Source organism: Acetobacter lambici (assembly GCF_011516885.1).
In the GTDB taxonomy this organism is placed as follows: domain Bacteria; phylum Pseudomonadota; class Alphaproteobacteria; order Acetobacterales; family Acetobacteraceae; genus Acetobacter; species Acetobacter lambici.
The window spans coordinates 125,988-141,914 of sequence record NZ_WOTD01000003.1 but is presented as its reverse complement, the minus strand read 5'-3'; the positions used below and the strand labels follow the sequence as shown (position 1 = coordinate 141,914).

General features: G+C 54.8%; 12 protein-coding genes. 8 read left to right on the top strand and 4 right to left on the bottom strand.

Annotation, left to right across the window (positions count from 1 at the left end; all coding sequences use genetic code 11):
- Positions 1 to 61: 61 nt before the first annotated feature.
- Entirely contained in the window at positions 62 to 997 is a 936-nt protein-coding gene (locus GOB86_RS03450; RefSeq protein ID WP_165990979.1) for an aminotransferase-like domain-containing protein, read from the bottom strand.
- Positions 998 to 1,143: 146 nt separating this feature from the next.
- Here GOB86_RS03450 and GOB86_RS03445 point away from each other — a divergent pair, with 146 nt between their 5' ends.
- The 6 genes from GOB86_RS03445 to GOB86_RS03420 all read left to right on the top strand — a co-directional run bounded on the left by GOB86_RS03445 (position 1,144) and on the right by GOB86_RS03420 (position 8,910).
- The gene (locus GOB86_RS03445; protein WP_165990978.1) at positions 1,144 to 3,567 is read left to right on the top strand and encodes a TonB-dependent receptor; all 2,424 of its coding nucleotides are present in this window, start codon (positions 1,144 to 1,146) and stop codon (positions 3,565 to 3,567) included.
- 12 nt (positions 3,568 to 3,579) lie between these two features.
- The gene (locus tag GOB86_RS03440) at positions 3,580 to 4,635 is read left to right on the top strand and encodes an amidohydrolase family protein (protein WP_165990977.1); all 1,056 of its coding nucleotides are present in this window, start codon (positions 3,580 to 3,582) and stop codon (positions 4,633 to 4,635) included.
- Between the two features lie 6 nt (positions 4,636 to 4,641).
- A complete protein-coding gene (locus GOB86_RS03435) occupies positions 4,642 to 5,655 on the top strand; it encodes an ABC transporter substrate-binding protein (protein ID WP_165990976.1) in 1,014 nt (337 codons plus the stop codon).
- Positions 5,633 to 6,952, top strand: a complete 1,320-nt coding sequence (locus tag GOB86_RS03430) for an MFS transporter (protein WP_242012475.1) — start codon at positions 5,633 to 5,635, stop codon at positions 6,950 to 6,952. The genes GOB86_RS03435 and GOB86_RS03430 overlap by 23 nt, the downstream gene beginning before the upstream one ends.
- A 4-nt stretch (positions 6,953 to 6,956) precedes the next feature.
- Positions 6,957 to 8,228, top strand: coding sequence for an acyl-CoA dehydrogenase family protein (locus GOB86_RS03425; RefSeq protein WP_165990974.1), 1,272 nt, complete (start codon positions 6,957 to 6,959; stop codon positions 8,226 to 8,228).
- A 496-nt stretch (positions 8,229 to 8,724) separates the two neighbouring features.
- Positions 8,725 to 8,910: a hypothetical protein gene (locus tag GOB86_RS03420; RefSeq protein ID WP_165990973.1), complete on the top strand. Its 186-nt coding sequence runs from the start codon at positions 8,725 to 8,727 to the stop codon at positions 8,908 to 8,910.
- Positions 8,911 to 8,990: 80 nt separating this feature from the next.
- On the opposite strand, the gene GOB86_RS03415 is transcribed toward GOB86_RS03420, so the two are convergent.
- The 3 genes from GOB86_RS03415 to GOB86_RS03405 form a co-directional block, all read right to left on the bottom strand.
- Positions 8,991 to 10,409, bottom strand: coding sequence for a cytochrome c (locus GOB86_RS03415; protein WP_165990972.1), 1,419 nt, complete (start codon positions 10,407 to 10,409; stop codon positions 8,991 to 8,993).
- 48 nt (positions 10,410 to 10,457) lie between these two features.
- Positions 10,458 to 12,689 carry a PQQ-dependent dehydrogenase, methanol/ethanol family gene (locus GOB86_RS03410; RefSeq protein ID WP_165990971.1) on the bottom strand — a complete coding sequence of 744 codons (2,232 nt, stop codon included), beginning with the start codon at positions 12,687 to 12,689 and terminating at the stop codon, positions 10,458 to 10,460.
- 208 nt (positions 12,690 to 12,897) lie between these two features.
- Complete coding sequence (locus tag GOB86_RS03405) at positions 12,898 to 13,365, bottom strand: hypothetical protein (RefSeq protein WP_165990970.1); 468 nt, start codon at positions 13,363 to 13,365, stop codon at positions 12,898 to 12,900.
- 254 nt (positions 13,366 to 13,619) lie between these two features.
- Here GOB86_RS03405 and GOB86_RS03400 point away from each other — a divergent pair, with 254 nt between their 5' ends.
- Together GOB86_RS03400 and cyoA are read left to right on the top strand one after the other, a co-directional pair.
- Positions 13,620 to 14,393: a Bax inhibitor-1/YccA family protein gene (locus GOB86_RS03400; RefSeq protein ID WP_165990969.1), complete on the top strand. Its 774-nt coding sequence runs from the start codon at positions 13,620 to 13,622 to the stop codon at positions 14,391 to 14,393.
- 603 nt (positions 14,394 to 14,996) lie between these two features.
- Positions 14,997 to 15,923, top strand: coding sequence for a ubiquinol oxidase subunit II (gene cyoA, locus GOB86_RS03395; protein WP_165990968.1), 927 nt, complete (start codon positions 14,997 to 14,999; stop codon positions 15,921 to 15,923).
- Positions 15,924 to 15,927: the final 4 nt, after the last annotated feature.

Genomic DNA, 15,927 nt, shown 5'->3' with positions numbered 1-15,927 from the left:
TCTGTCTGCATCGGGTTTTCTTATAGCTTACGAAAATTTCTTTTGTGCAAAACAGACTTTTTCATAATCTAACCCGATGTACAACCCTTCTGTGAGATTTCCGCGTCGACTCCTCAAGTACAAGGCAGCGGTCCTGCATGGCCAGCGTTGCAATATGTTTGCGGCGTGGTTGCGAAAGCGTGACGTTGGTCGGGATGTGGCAGCCCGGATTAACGCACAGCAGACGTGCCTGTTCGGGGGCCAGATCAGCCAGCTTTAACCCCTTGCGGTCAATTGCGCCATTGATCACGCGCATGCCCAGTTTTTCGTATAACTGGCGTTTGCCCGGGTAGCATGGGTCTTCCAGAATAACGCTGTCACCCGTTTTGAGCAGGGCATGCGCGATAATGGAATGGGCCTGCTGTAGCCCTGTGATAATAATGATCTGTTGCGGATCAATGGCTACGCCGTGGCGTAAATGCAGCCACCGCGCCAGAGTTGAACGCAGGAAGGGCAGACCGGCATTGGGCTGGAACTCTCCCCCCCGCTTCCAGTTGTCGCGCAGGAGTAAGCGTTCGATGGTTTTTTGCCATGCTGGAAACCGATAAAGCGGCATATCGCTGCCAAATCCGAGGTTAAAAACCCCATCTGGCGCTCCGCTGTCCTGTGCGGGGTCCCCTATAAACGCCTGACCGGGCCATGATGGCCCCCCGAGTGATGCGGCTGCCGCCCCCCGTTCGTTGCCCAGAAGGGCTACGGAACTGGTGCTGCAAGGTGGCGTAGGGTGGATGAATGTCCCGCGTGAAGGGCGTGTTTGTAAATACCCTTCCGTTTCCAGATTATCAAAAACAAGCACGACCGTGTTGCGTGACACGCCCCAGCGTATGGAGGCCTCCCTAATACCCGGCAGGGGAGTGTTGGGGCGGAGCATGCCAGAGGCAATGGCGGCAATAATCTGCCGCATAATCTGCTTTTGCAGCCCCTCGCGGGCGTTACGGTCAAGTTGGGGCACAAACATGGGGAGCCTCTTTGCTGCGCATATTGCACTATTGTTTAACGTTAAAACCGTACCCATAAAAATTATAAAAACCGCCACTGTCGTAAAATGCAACGAATTAATACTAACTTAAATAGTAAATGCTTAAAAACAACGCGGCGTGGAACATGATCTATCCTTCTTCATCTCCGGTTTCCCGGTCCTTCCTCTCCCTGCCGGGGCGAGCTGCGGCCTGCCTGTCCAGGCGGAACCGGCTTGCATGCGCTGCTTTGCCATCCCTGATTCTTGCGTCAGGTCTTGTGGCGTCCGCTACGTCTTCCGCCCGGGCCGAGAGCCAGAGCAAACCTGCTCGTGCCAAGGTTGCGTCTGTGCCAGACAAGGCGGGCAAGGCCGACAAGGCGCATCGCCCAGACGCCTCGGGTGGACTGGAGACCGTTATGGTCACAGCCAACCGACGCACGCAGGATATTCAGAAAGTCGCGGCAACGGTTACGGCTATCAGCGCGACCACAATTGCCCGCCAGCATATGGATAGTGCGGCTGATGTGGCGGCATTTGCCCCCAACGTGCTGGGCTATAATTTTGACGGTCGTCTGCGGCCCCGCTATTACATTCGTGGTGTTGGCAACGGTAATGTTGCCAATAACGCTATTGGTGCCGTCGCGGTTTACGCAGACGATGTTTACCTGAACAGTCTGACCTTTCAGGGTTTTCCGCTGTTTGATCAGGCGCAGGTTGCCGTTCTCAATGGTCCGCAGGGAACGTTGTGGGGCAAAAATGCAACGGCAGGGGCCATACAGTTTACCTCCCGCCGTCCTGAATTCAAAAAAGAAGGGCACGCACAGGTCGATTTTGGCGATTATGGTCAAAAACGGGGTGAGCTTGTGATCAACACCCCCATAACAGCGGATACGCTGACCACACGCCTGTCTGTCCGTCAGGAAAATTCGGATGGTTGGGCAAAAAATGCCAGCACAGGTAAGAATGTTGGCAATTTTGGAGACTTTGCTGCCCGGTTCCAAACGCTTTGGCGGCCCACGGATGATCTGGAGTTTTTGCTGAACACGCATGTGCGTGACATGCAGAGTTCCAATGTGCCTTATTATAGCGCTTCGGGCACATCGGTCTATTCACCGCTCCATACTGGCAGCCGGGACTGGACAAACTCCAATGTTAACGGGCGTCAGGCGCTTGTGTCCGAAGGGGTGTCCCTGCACACAACATGGCATCCGGGCCATGGCCTGACCTTTACATCCATCACGGCGTTTGAAAACGCACAGCGCCGCCAGAGCGGGGATGGAGATTACACACCTCTTGAATATAGCAGGCTCTATGACAAACTGCATCCAACACAGGTCAGTCAGGAGTTTCGTCTCGCATCGGACCCGCATCAGCGGATCGCATGGATTGCAGGGGCCTATTATTTTCATGAAACCCTGAACGACCATTACGCAACTGCCACGCTCCCCCCCGGTGCGCCCACAACGCCGGCCATTATTGGCCAGCCAGCCTTTGCATCCACGCAGTACCGCCAGACAACGGATAGTTTTGCCCTGTTTGGCAACACAACCATTCATGTTGTGCCGTGGTTTCAGGTCGCAGGCGGTGTGCGGTGGACACATGACCACCTGCGGCTTGATCTGGACAGCGTTCAGGCAACATCTCCCGTCTCGTTTGCGGGGAATGCGACAAACTGGTGGAATGCACAAAACATCCTCTCCCCCGTGGTTGGGATTGATAGTTACCATGGTGGAAAAAGCTGGTCGAATGTCAGTTTTGACGTGGAACCACAGTTCCTGATTGGTAAAAACCATATGCTCTACGTGCGTATTGCCGATGGTTACCGCTCTGGCCTGTTCAACACCCAGATCACCCCCAACCCGGTCAACCGTGGTGGCACGCCACTCCAGACAGCAGGTGCGGTAAACCCGGAAACCCTGACATCTTACGAAGGAGGATACAAAGGGAGCTGGTTCAACCACCGCCTGACCCTGAGTGCTGATGGTTTTTATTCAGAATACGACAATATTCAAACCTCATGGACAGCAACGGATGCGGCCACAAAATCAACCATTATTTCGCTCACCAACGCAGCATCTGGGCGCACCCTAGGTGGCGAGTTCTCCTTTCAGGCCCGCCCGATTGATGATCTGACAATTTCTGGGAATGTGGGTGTTCTCAGAACAAAGTTTACGGACTTTACTGCTCCCACGGGTGCTGCAAGCCTGAAGGGTAACGAGTTCGCCCGCGCACCACACCAGACTGCCAATATCTCGGTCGACTGGAACTTCCGCACTGGTATTGGCAAAGGCAGCGTTGGCACACACTGGAACTATACCGGGCATTATTACTACCTTGTCTCCAACGAAACAGCATCCGCTCTTCAGCAATCCGCTGTGTGGCAGGGGGATGTTCATGCATCCTTCCGTCCGGGGAACAGCCGGTGGGAGCTAAGCGGTATTGTGACCAATATTACAGGCAATCGCTATCTGGTTCAGGTGCTGCCCTATTCCGCCACAAGCCAGACTTTTACTTACCAGTACAGTAATCCCCGCATGTTCCTGCTCTCTGCCCGTGTAGACTTTTTTTGAGGACGGTGTGCCATGACTGATCGCAAGACTGTAATTGACCTGCATTCCCACTGGTTTGCACCGTCCACATTGGATATTCTGGGCCGTCGTCAGGATGCGCCGCGCATCGGGCGGCAGGGTAATGAACTTGCCATCTGGCGTGCAGGAGCAGGTGCAGGCAAGGGAGGCGCATTCCCCCTTGGACCACAGTGGTATGACTTACAGATCCGGCTGGAGAATCTGAATAAAGTCGGTGTTGCACACCAGCTTTTGTCCTGGCCAACAACGCTGGGGGTGGATGCGGCCCTCCCCTTTGCCGCCACGCAGGATTTGTGGACACAGTGGAATAACGATACGGCCGCCCTTGTGGCACAGCACCCGACCCGCTTCAGTGCTGTTGCGGCACTGAGCACGGATAATCTGGACTGGTCGGCCCGTGAGCTGGAGCGTGGGCACGAAAAACTGGGGCTGATTGGTGGTGTATTACCAGTTAACGGTTTTTTCTCCCGGCGCTCGGCAGAGGCGTTCAGGGGTATTTTTGAGGTGGCACAGGCCCATCGTAGTCATATTTACCTGCATACGGGGTTTGCCAGCCCCAAGGTGCATGGCCAGCCGCCAGATATTCTGCATGACGATAATGAGGCCCTGCGCTGGGTTATAGATAACGGGTTCTGCTTTGCGTCCGCCGTTGCAACACTGGCGTTTACGGATTTTCTGGCTCCGTTCCCCGATGTTACAATCCAGATCGCCATGCTTGGTGGCACGGCGCTGGGTGCGCTGGCGGTGGAGCAGGCCGAGGTCTCGCCCCGTGTGCAGGCCGGGCCATTACGCGAACATTTCAAGCAGATCTGGCTGGATACGGGGGCTGCGGGCAGTGGCACGGCCGCCGTTGCCGCCGCTGTGCGTGTTCTGGGGTCCGAACGCATTGTTTTTGGCTCCGACTATGCGCCAGTGCCTGATATTCAGCCAACGCTGGAGCGTGTGCGGGCAGCAACAGCAGCGGACACCGATAGCCAGAGAGCAGTTCTTTCCAACAATGCACAGCAGCTTCTGGCACGCCACGGCGTGCATGTTGCTCATCAGGAGTAAGAGGTCATGACCCGTCCGGTTATCCATTATACCCGTTGCCCTTCTGTGCCGACCATCAGTGCGCTGGCGGAAGCATGGGGCACCCTGCGCGCGGAGTTTGCGGAGGAAAAGGATGTTGAAATTGTTTTCCAGTCCATAGGGTTTTCTCCAAAAACGGAATATGATCATAAGGATCGCCTCTGGCTCCGTAATGCCGGACATGCGCCGGCTCTATGGAAAAAAAGCCATGGTGTGGGCTGCAAGGTTGTGGGTCTTGCCTTTCTGGATGGTCGTTATCCGGTCCTGTCCCTGCATTCTTCCGGTCTTACGGCGCCAGGCACACTCAAGGGCAGGCGGCTTGCGGTCTTCCACAACCCGGATAGCCCGTTTGATCTGATGATTGCCCAGCAGCTTAAAATCTATCAGACCGCTCTGGCGACTGCCGGGCTCGGTCTGGATGATGTTGAACTGGTGCGTATTCCCCGTGCGTTTCCACCGCGTGGCGCGCGGGAGAGCTTTTTGCTGGCAGGCTTTCGTTCCGCTCTGGCCGCACTGGAAGAAGGCGTGGTGGACGCCGTGGCGGCGTCCATCCCCCCCGATGGCGGGCTCTACCCACGCCTGAACGTGGTGTATGACACCCGGCTGGCACCAGACCTTGTGTCCCGTGTGCATCCCTCAGTCCTGCGTGGTCTGGTTGTAAGCACGGCACTGATCGAGGAGCAGCGCGATCTTCTGGTCCGTATTGTGGCAACACTTGTGCGCACGGCAGAGCGGGCCGCAACCCAGCCGCTTGATGCCCTGCGTGCTCTGGCGTCCGATCTGGGGCAGGCACCCGAAAACCTTGCCGCAGTGTATGAGAATATTGCTCAGGGTATCCGGCTTGATCTGAATGATGATTACCTTGCAACGCTAGATGCGCAAAAAAGCTTTTTGTTGCAGCAGGGTCTGATTCAAAAAGACTTTGATCTGGAAAGCTGGATTGATCGTTCAGTTCTGGCGGACGCCACGGTTCTTGCGCATGCACACTCTCAGCCAGCATGAGGATACGGCCATGTCATCCACTGCAACCACTCTTCCTCCGGTCAGCCTGCCCGTGACATCCACGCAAAGCGTTGCGGCAACGGTTGCCTCGCGTCATCCCGCGCTGGTTCTGTTGCTGGCTACGGGTACGGTTTGCGCCATGGATAACATGGTTCTTTCCGGCCTGCTGACCCCGATCAAGGCAGATCTCCATCTTTCGGATGCGGCTTTTGGCAGTGTGTCTTCAGCCTCCACACTGGCGGGTATTGTCGGGGCACCTCTTTTTGCGGTGCTGGCGGCACGGTTCAGCCGTCGCTCCGTGCTGATCGGCTCTATTGTGCTATGGAGCCTTGCTTCGGCGGGTAGTGCGTTATCCACCGGGCTGGCCACGCTGGTGTTGTGGCGCACACTCACAAGTTTTGGCATGGCGGCCTATCAGGGTATTGTTCCGGGCTGGCTGGCTGATCTTTATAACAGGAAAGAACGGAACTTTGTTTTTTCCCTTTTCATGTTGCGCAACAAGCTTGGCTCCGCGCTGGCGTTTGGCATTGGTGGATGGATTGCTGCACATTCCAACTGGCATCAGGCATTTTTTCTAACAGGGTTGCCCGGTCTTGTTCTGGGTATTCTGCTGCTGTTTGTGCCGGAGCCAGTTCCGGGGCAGTCTGATGGGCATGTTGGATCCATAGAGAACAGAGTAAGCTGGAAACAGCAGTTTTCTGTTTTTCGTATTGCTCCTTACTCCATCCACCTGATTGCACTCAGCCTGTTTTTTTCAGGGACCATTACGGCCCAGATGTGGCTTCCAGCTTTTTTGCACCGTGTGCATGGTCTGGATAACCTGCATGCTACAGGCTTTGCTTTTTCAGCTCTTATGCTCACGCTTCCGGCCGGACCAGTGGGTGGATGGCTGACGGGGCGTTATCTTGCCGGGCATACGGGTGGTATTGCCGCATCGCTTGCTGGCAGTGCTCTGCTTGCAGCCGTTTTGTTTGCCATAGGGTTTACGGCCTCTTCCCTGCGAGTTTGCGAGGTGTTTTCCGTAATGGCGATCGCCTCTTTTGGCGCGACGGCCGGAAGCCTGACGACCCTGCTGGTGGAGACGGTTCCTCCAGCCCTTCGCACTATTTCTGGTTCTTTTGGCGCCATGGTGGCAGGCGGTGCTTCTGGTCTTTTTGCGCCATGGCTGCTGGGTCTGATCTCCGATCATGCGGGTCTGGCGCGGGCCATTCTTATTGGTCCAGCTTTTTATGCAATATCGTCCATTTTCTGGATATGGCTTGTCATCCACTCCAAAAACAGTTCACGGAAAGACTGATGTCATGACTTTTATCGAAAAAACCACAAGTTTTCCTTCTCCTCGTAATGACCTCGTTCGTGCAACACGCCCCCAGAAAGTGGAGGCCTATCCGCAGGACTGGGTCAAGGCGGCGCAACAGCTTGCACAAGAATTTGCGCAAGGCGCCGTTCAGCGTGACCTGGATGGCACAAGGCCGGTAGAACAGATCCGCGGCCTGCGTGAGAGCGGGCTTGTCAGCCTGCTTTATCCCAAAGCCCTTGGTGGTGGTGGTGGGTCCTTACAGGATGCGGCGCAGAGTGTGCTGGAAATTGCCAAGGTTGATGGCTCGACCGCTGCCCTGCTCGGGTTTAATTACTATAACTCCCTTGTGCCACTCCTGACCGATTATACTGGCGCTAATGACGATATTGTACGTCATGCTGCGGATAATCGCTTTTTCTGGGGGAATGTTACACAATATGTGAACAAGGAGTTTGTCGCGCAGCATCATCCCGATGGGGGATTTACCATTACCGGAACCAAAAAATGGAACACGGGTGCGCCCCTTGCCGAAGTGACCACATTGCTGGCCATTCATCCTGATCAGGATCGCTATATTTATGCAGTTATTCCTACTGCGCGCGAGGGGCTGGAGTTCCATAATGACTGGGACCCCATAGGCCTGCGTGGCACGGATTCCGGCACCATTACTTTCCACAATGTCCGTATTTTGCCGCAGGAGGTTCTGCATTGGGGGCATAGTCCTGCTCAGACAGGCCCGTTACCTTTGTGGGCCAGCTTCGGTGCTATTTTCTATACGGCTGTTTTTATCGGTCGCACACTCGGTGCTTTGGAACAGGTGCGTGAGTGGGTGCTGCGTGGGCGGAGGCAGGGAAGCTTTGGTGGTGTCAGTGTTTCAGCCGATGACCCGTTCATTCAGGCCGAATTTGCTGAATACTGGGTGCAGGTTCAGGCTGCACAGGCATATTTTGATCGGACGATCGCGTTTGTGCAGAGCAAGTGGGATCAGCGTTCTACATTAACAGATGAGGATTATGGGGCTATAGCGCTGGAAACACTCTCGCTCCGTACGTTTGCCGCGCGTACGGCCCTACATGTTACGCCCCGCGTTTTTGAACTGTTGGGGGGACGGTCAACCGCGCGGGAGGCAGATTTTGATCAGTACTGGCGGGATGTCAGAACGTTATCTTCGCATGATCCAGAGGTATTGGCCCGCCGTGTTATTGGTAAACATGTGCTGCATGATGAACCTTTGGTTTTTCCACCGCACTTTAAAAATGATAAAGCTCTGTAAAAGGGGAATAGCTTGTTTTCTGGCTCACTCCGAGTGCGCAAGGTATGAAATGCACTTGAGTGAGTTTGAGGAAAATTGTTTATATTTCATATTGTTTTTAAATATTTAGAAAATATTCTGTTGATATGGCCTCCGAGGTTTTCTGGAAACGGGAAACGTCGAGAGGCCATTTTTATGTGCTCACGCCCCCTATGGGTTATGCCTCCCCCTCTAACCGAAGCAGGGACAGAGCCGTGTTATAACTACACAGGCATAAAGCACAGTATTCTGTCTTATTCAGATAGACGGATAGGCAACATATAGTCGCCTACGCGAAACCGCTGCCTGCTGCCCCTGCGGCAATCCCTTTGTTTTTTATTGATTTGTGTAAGCATCGGGAACATTTTTGGGTGCCCGGTATTGCAGGATAGTCAAACCAGATTGCTGTCATCATAGAGCGATAACGGCTGACTATATCATCTCTTTTATTCATTACACGTTCTGCAGAACAGATTGCATGGTTGTGTCTGCAATGGTGCTGGTGCCACCTATATTGCTGGGTTGGATTGCCATGCTTATGTTTGGAATGCTGGTTCAGATTTCTCTCCCTGCTTTTTTGGTAGGGGAAGCAACGCTATTCCGTCATGCTGTTTATGAACTTGGTAATCAGAAGATGTTCCCAGAGTTGCTATGTAAGCAATAAAAAACACCACAGTGTTGCCACTGTGGTGTTTTTTTAGTTTTGCCCGTTAAGGGAGCGACAGAGGTAAGGTCTGGAGGACCTTACTGTTCTGCATCTACCCCGTTATGGGTCTGCGGAGCAAAGGTCCAGCCAGCGCCGTAAGGCTGTGGCATGAACAGACCCCATGTTGACGTAGCAGACGTGGGATCAGCCCAGCCAGTGGTCGGGATCGGAGCGTGGTCCAGACGGAGTTTCTGAACGTCGGCAGCGGTCGTGTTGGCCGGAGCCTTGTTGCCCCATGCGGAGCGGACAAAGTTGACCACATCAGCCATCTGCTGGTCGGACAGAATGCTCTTGTAGTCCGGCATGGCAACGGCGGAAGGTGCCCAGTTGGTGGGCGGCAGAACACCACCGGCCATAACAATATGGGCAATGGAGGTCGGGTCGTCACCAACAACAACCGGGTTGCCAGCCAGCGGCGGGAACATACGGGCGACACCGCCCCCGTCGTTACGGTGGCAGGCTGCGCACTGTTCAACATAAACCCGAGCACCGGGGTTATTGGCAGTGTTGCCGGAATCCAGAGCTTGAGCCGTGGACGGATCGTACGTGTAATCACCCCGGGACGGTGCAACCGGCGGCAGGGCTTTCAGGTACTTGGCAATGGCGTGCAGGTCAGAGTCCGTAAAGTACTGGGTGCTCCAGCCAACCACGTCGGCCATGCCACCAAATACGGCGGAGTGGTCGGTACGGCCGGACTTCAGGAACAGGTAGATGTCATCTTCAGACCAGCGGCCAAGGCCTACAACCGGGTCGTTGCGCAGTGTGGGCGCAATCCAGTTGTCGATCGGGGCGCCACCAGCAAGGAAGTCAGGACCCCCCGAGGCATCCAGCGCTTTTTCCTGCATGGCAAAGCCGCGCGGGGTGTGGCACATGCCGCAATGGCCCGGACCCGTTACAATGTATTCACCACGGGCAATATCCGCATCCGTGCCCGGAGCAGGTGTAAAGTCCTTGGGCGTGGGTGCGAACATGGAACGCCAGATAGCCAGCGGCCAGCGCATGGACATGGGCCAGCTAATGCCGACCTCACGGTTCTTTTGGGCTACAGGCTGCACGCCATGCATGAAGTACGCGTAGAGCGACTTTATGTCATCCTGCGTCATGCGGGAGAAGGCAGGGTATGGCATGGCCGGATAAAGCGTGCTGCCATCCTTACGGATGCCGTGGCGCACGGCTTCATCAAACTCCTGCAACGTGTAGGTGCCGATCCCGTAGGTGGGATCAGGCGTGATATTGGTTGAATAAATCATGCCGATAGGGGTTTTGATTGCCAACCCACCGGCAAATTTCTGACCGTTCAGTGCTGTGTGGCAAGCCACACAGTCACCAAGACGGGCGACGTATTCGCCCTTTTTGATCAGGTCTTCATCCGCTCCCTGCGCGTATGCCAGGGAGGTTCCTGCCAGAAGCCCGACAGTGACCGCTCCAAGAGCGGCTTTTAGTCTGTTCATCATCATTTTTACCACTGTATCGCTTGTGTACCGAATGACGTCATGACTGCCGCTTTATTGGGGCGTAATGCCCACGACCGGGGTCTGAGGAACTCCCTGATCGTTCTTTCGGGCATCCACTTCGCGCTGATAGGTCTCGTTCGCCCTCTTGATGAGGTACTGACGAATGGATTCGATTTCCTCAGGCTTCATGCTCGTGTCAAAACGGTCCATGCCGTAAGCAGTCAGCGCACCGCGACCAACAACGTTATAGAACGCGTCATCATGGCGGATGGCACCGGACCAACGCAGGTCAGGGAGCACACCGGACCCTTCACCGTTGTCGCCGTGGCAAGTCTGGCAGTAGGTCTGATACTGGAAGTAGCCCTTGGCAGCTTCCTTGGTGTCATATTCCGCAGGCGGCTTGACGGGCAGGAAGCCCAGTTCGTTCATGGTTGGCAGCTGGGCCTTGCCATCGAGCGAGAACACAGCCACGTAGGAATGGTTGACGGTCCAGCCAGACGTGCGGCCCATGGCCCCCATGGAAATCGGGTAAATACCACCCCAGCCCACTTCAACCGCAACATACTGCTTGCCGTTTACGCTGTAGGTCACAGGAGGGGCGATAATGCCGCTCTGTGCGTCAAACTTGTAAAGGTCGGCACCGTTGGTTGCGTCATAGGCATGGAATTCGCCATTGGCCAGCCCCTGGAACAGCAGGTCGCCGCCAGTTGCCAGAACGCCACCGTTCCATGGGCCTTTGTGGTCGATCTTCCACACGGTTTCCATTTTAACGGGATCCCATGCGAGCAGTTCGCCCTTCAGGTCCTTCAGGTAAGCGGAGCGGGCTTCGGCTGAGTCAGGCAGACCGGTTTTGGTCATGTCCAGACCGATGTTCCATGAATCCGGGTGGGGTTTGAAGCCGCCAACCTGGTTCTGGTAGCCAAACGGAATCTGGTGTGCAGGCAGATAGACCAGATGGGTCTTCGGGCTGTACGCCATGGCCATGAAGTTATGGGCACCCAGCGGGCCGGGAATGCCGTACCAGAAGTTGCCGTTCAGGGTCCACAGGCTTTCTGGCTTGTAGATCGGGCTACCGGTCAGCGGATCAAGACCACTGGCCCAGTTTTCGTATACATAGTTTTTGCCAGCCAGGAATTCACCCGTCTTGGCATCCAGCATGTAGAAGAAGCCGTTCTTGGGAGCCTGCACAACAACGTGGCGCGTCACACCATTGATCGGCACGTCAAGCGTCATGATCTGCTGGACCGAGGTGTAGTCCCACTGATCCATGGTGGTTGCCTGGAAGTGCCAGACATACTCGCCCGTTTCAGGCTTGACCGCGACAATGCTGCCCAGGAACAGGTTGTTGCCGATCCCTTCGGAGCGGTATTTGTAGTTCCAGGGGGAGCCGTTACCGACAGCCAGATAGACCAGATCGGACACGGGATCATACACAATGGAGTCCCATACGGTGCCACCACCGCCCTGACGGACCCACGCCCCGTTGGGGCCCCATGTCCGGTAGGCTTTGGTCATCAGAACATTATCCGACGCAGCATGGTCGGGTTCGTTCTTGTTGTTCGGAACCGTGTAGAAGCGCCATTTCAGCTTGCCGGTTTCCGCATCAAAGGCGGAGACAAAGCCACGTGCGCCAAATTCCGCGCCGCCGTTACCGATCAGCACCAGACCTTTGGCAATGCGGACGCCACCGTCAACGGTGTAGGAGCGCTGCTTGCCCAGAGAGGCATCGGCGGGAATGGTGTTGATTTCCCACGCCTTTTTGCCGGTCTTGGCATCCAGAGCGACCAGACGGCCATCGAACGTGCCAAAGTAAACCTTGCCGTTCCAGTAGCCTGCGCCACGGTTAACCGAATCGCAGCAGCCTTTGTCGGCAATGTTGCCCGGCACTTTGGGGTCGTATTCCCACAGCAGTTTACCGGTGGCCGCATCAAGGGCCTTCATTTTGGACCAGTTGGTCGTGGCATACATAATGCCGTCCACAATCAGAGGCGTGCCTTCCTGACCGCGGTTGCTGTCCAGGTTGAAGTACCAGGCCAGCTTCAGGTTACCAACATTGGAGCGGTTGATCTGATCCAGCGGGCTGTAGCGCTGCTCAGAATAGGTGCGTCCATAGGACAGCCAGTTTTCGGGGTGCTCATCGGCGTGGATGATGGCTTGTCCCGTGTCACCCTGACTGTCGGCGCGGGCAGGGGCTGCTGCGTAAGGTAGGGCAGCGGCACAGATTGTTCCAGCCGCGAGAATTCCTAGCAGCGAACGTCTCTTGGCGGAGGCGGGGCGGGTCATGCGTTCATGTCCTCGACTGTGTATCAAGATGAGGAAAAATAGAGCCGGAAATCCGGTTTCTCACACATCAGCCAAGGCGGGCGCTGGATGTCAATCACGCCGAGAGAATAGCTGCATCCCCACATATTCGTTCCTTGGTGGGAACAGGCACAAGAAAGATCAGTTCCGGTGCATGCAGGAGGAACAGCAGTACACCCGAAAGACTATGTTATAACAAACTGGAGGAGTGAGAGAACATATCGGTAAACTGATAGTCCGCCATCATTTCCAAAAAGGCGTTTTCGCGGTTTTTTCCAGTCTTGCACACGGTGAATTCGTAAACTTCTTCTGTCTGGGCAAAGAGATGGCGGTGGGTTGCAAGCCATAAATTACACACATTCGGGTCCACATCGGTGATGTCTGCCAGAGCGATGCCCGAGGGGAGCAGGGTGCGGGTTGAGGAGACGCCAGCCTGCTGAGCCCGGTTCCTGATTTTCACGGAAAGGTGATCTATAACAGAGGCTTCTACTGTGGCCTCCAGCATGATTCGGTTCCGTTTCAGACTCACGGTAAAACCCGTATGCCTCAGCGTGACCGGGGTAGGCAGGTGGAGTGTATACAGGGTTTGATCGAGTTCCTCCCATACCGGGGGCTGCATGCGCCCGAAGGCCACCAACGGCAGATAAAGCACTGGCATGGACTTCCATTCCTTCGACGGAAAAAAATCCTGAAAACCATGCAGGAAAAGGCGCATATCTATGGGAAGGGAAAGACCGGCAATAAGGTGCATATCCGGGCCTTATGACAGGGTGCGGGGTGTGGAGAGCCGCAAACCCAACAGATTGTTGGTGGGCCTCTATTATATGACGTGCCATACCCTTGACGGAAAGGCAGGGCAGCCACAAGTATAAAGCAAAGCCAGACTTGTCTGGATAAGGAGAGTAGAAAACCATGTCGTTTAGTCGCGACTACCGTTCCCCCGCATCAGCGTCAGGCTGGAACGATCAGGCCAGTCTGGACGCTGGACTGCGCAGCTACATGCTGCGTGTTTATAACTGGATGGCGTCTGGCCTTCTGCTAACCGGAATTGTGGCTTACGCCATTGCCAATACCGGACTGAGCAGCCTGTTCTTTCAGGTCTTTCAGACCGCTGCGGGTCCGCTGCCACGCCCCACCCTGCTGGGTGATCTGGCCATGCTGTCCCCGCTGGCGTTTGTGCTGGTCATGTCGTTCGGGATCAACCGTCTGTCGCTTCAGGGTGCGCAGGCCCTGTTCTGGGCGTTCTGTGCTGCCATGGGGGCTAGTCTGGCCAGTGTGTTCGTCATCTACACGGGTGCGTCCATCGTGCGCGTTTTCTTGGTGACGTCCTGCATGTTCGGTGCGACCTCTCTGTGGGGGTATGTCACCAAGGCTAACCTGATGCAGTTCGGATCGTTCCTGATGATGGGGCTTTTCGGTCTCATGATCGCCGGTCTGGTCAATCTTTTCCTCAAAAGCCCTACGGTCTATTATCTGTACAGCATTGTGGGTGTGCTCATCTTCACGGCGTTCAGTGCCTTTGATGCCCAGCGGATTCGGGTAACCTACCCACAGCTCGCCGCGTATGAAGGCCCGGAAATGACGGCCAAGCGCAGCGTGTATGATGCGCTGAGCCTCTACCTGAACTTCATCAACCTTTTCCAGTTCCTGTTGCAGTTCATGGGTGTTCGCAACTCCAGCGATTAAGAGTCTAAGGCAGAGTCCATTGGAGCGCTCTGCTCCTGCCAAAGGAAAGCCCGGCCTGTTATGGCCGGGTTTTTTTGTATGGGCAGTTATGCTTGGTTCGAATGATGGCATGAAAATCAAGAATGGGTTCAAAAATGGTCCTGATTTCAATTCTTTAAGTTGTAACAGGGATGTGAGATTTTGTGTGGTCTCTAACAATATGAAATTTCAGACTAAATTTTGCCATTATTGAATTTTTAGAAATATATTGTAACATTCCGTGATGTGCTGTTTGCACCATCCAGACGCCTCAAAAGTAGGCAAAAGCCATGCTCACAGCGGCTAACTGATTGTGACGAAAGGCAGATGGAACTTTTCTGACGTTTGAGAATCCTCGCGTAGGGAATAAAGTAGTCGCAATGCGTTTCCGCCGAGCTTGGGGGGCTGCGCCGTAAGCAACATATTCGGGGTATTCATCTTGGATGGCCAGAATGTGTTGCTGGTGCGGAACAGAAAGGGCTCTCCTTGCCGGGACGCGGTTTTTCTTGCTGTTGTCAGGCTTCTGTGGCAGCAGGGCAAAAGTCTTTGTGAGGCTAAGTTGATGTCAGAACCAAGAGGCGTGCGATGAAAAACAAGTTACTGGCGAGAACGGCGCGATTGGGCGGCCTATCGTCAGCGTTGCTGCTTGCCGGGTGCGAACTAGACGTTCTGGACCCGAAAGGCCCGGTGGGAGAGGGGGTTAAAACTCTTATTACCACCTCTGTGATCGCAATGCTGATCGTAGTGGTTCCGACCATTATTCTGACACTTTGGTTTGCCTGGCAGTATCGCCAGTCCAACACAAGTGCCGAATATCTGCCGAAATGGAGCCATTCCAACAAGATTGAAGTGGTAATCTGGGGCGTTCCGTCTCTGATTATTCTGTTCCTGGCAGTGATCACCTACCAGACCTGTCATTCTCTGGACCCCTACAAGCCGCTTGAGGCAGAAGCCAACACCAAGCCGCTGCATGTTCAGGTTGTGGCACAGGATTGGAAATGGCTGTTCATTTACCCCGAACAGGGAATTGCAACAGTTAATCAGCTGGCTATGCCGGTCAATACGCCTGTTGATTTCGACATCACCTCTGATTCCGTGATGAACTCGTTCTTCATCCCGCGTCTTGGTTCCATGATTTATGCAATGGCAGGCATGCAGACCCAGCTTCATCTGCTGGCAAGCGAGCCGGGCGATTACATGGGTGAATCCGCCAACTACAGTGGGCGTGGTTTCTCGGACATGCGGTTCCATGCTCTGGCGATGAGCAATGATGAGTTCAATGCCTGGGTCGAAAAGGTGCGTGCATCTTCCGAACAGCTGGATAGCCAGACCTATCCTAAACTGGCTGCACCAAGCGAAGCGAACCCCGTCGAATATTTCGCGCATGTTGAACCCGGCATGTTCAACACGATCGTTGCCAAATACAACAACGGCATGGTCATGGACAAAAGCACTGGCAAAATGATTCAGGTGCAGCAGTCCGCGATGTCCGACATGAATATGAAGGAATAGGATC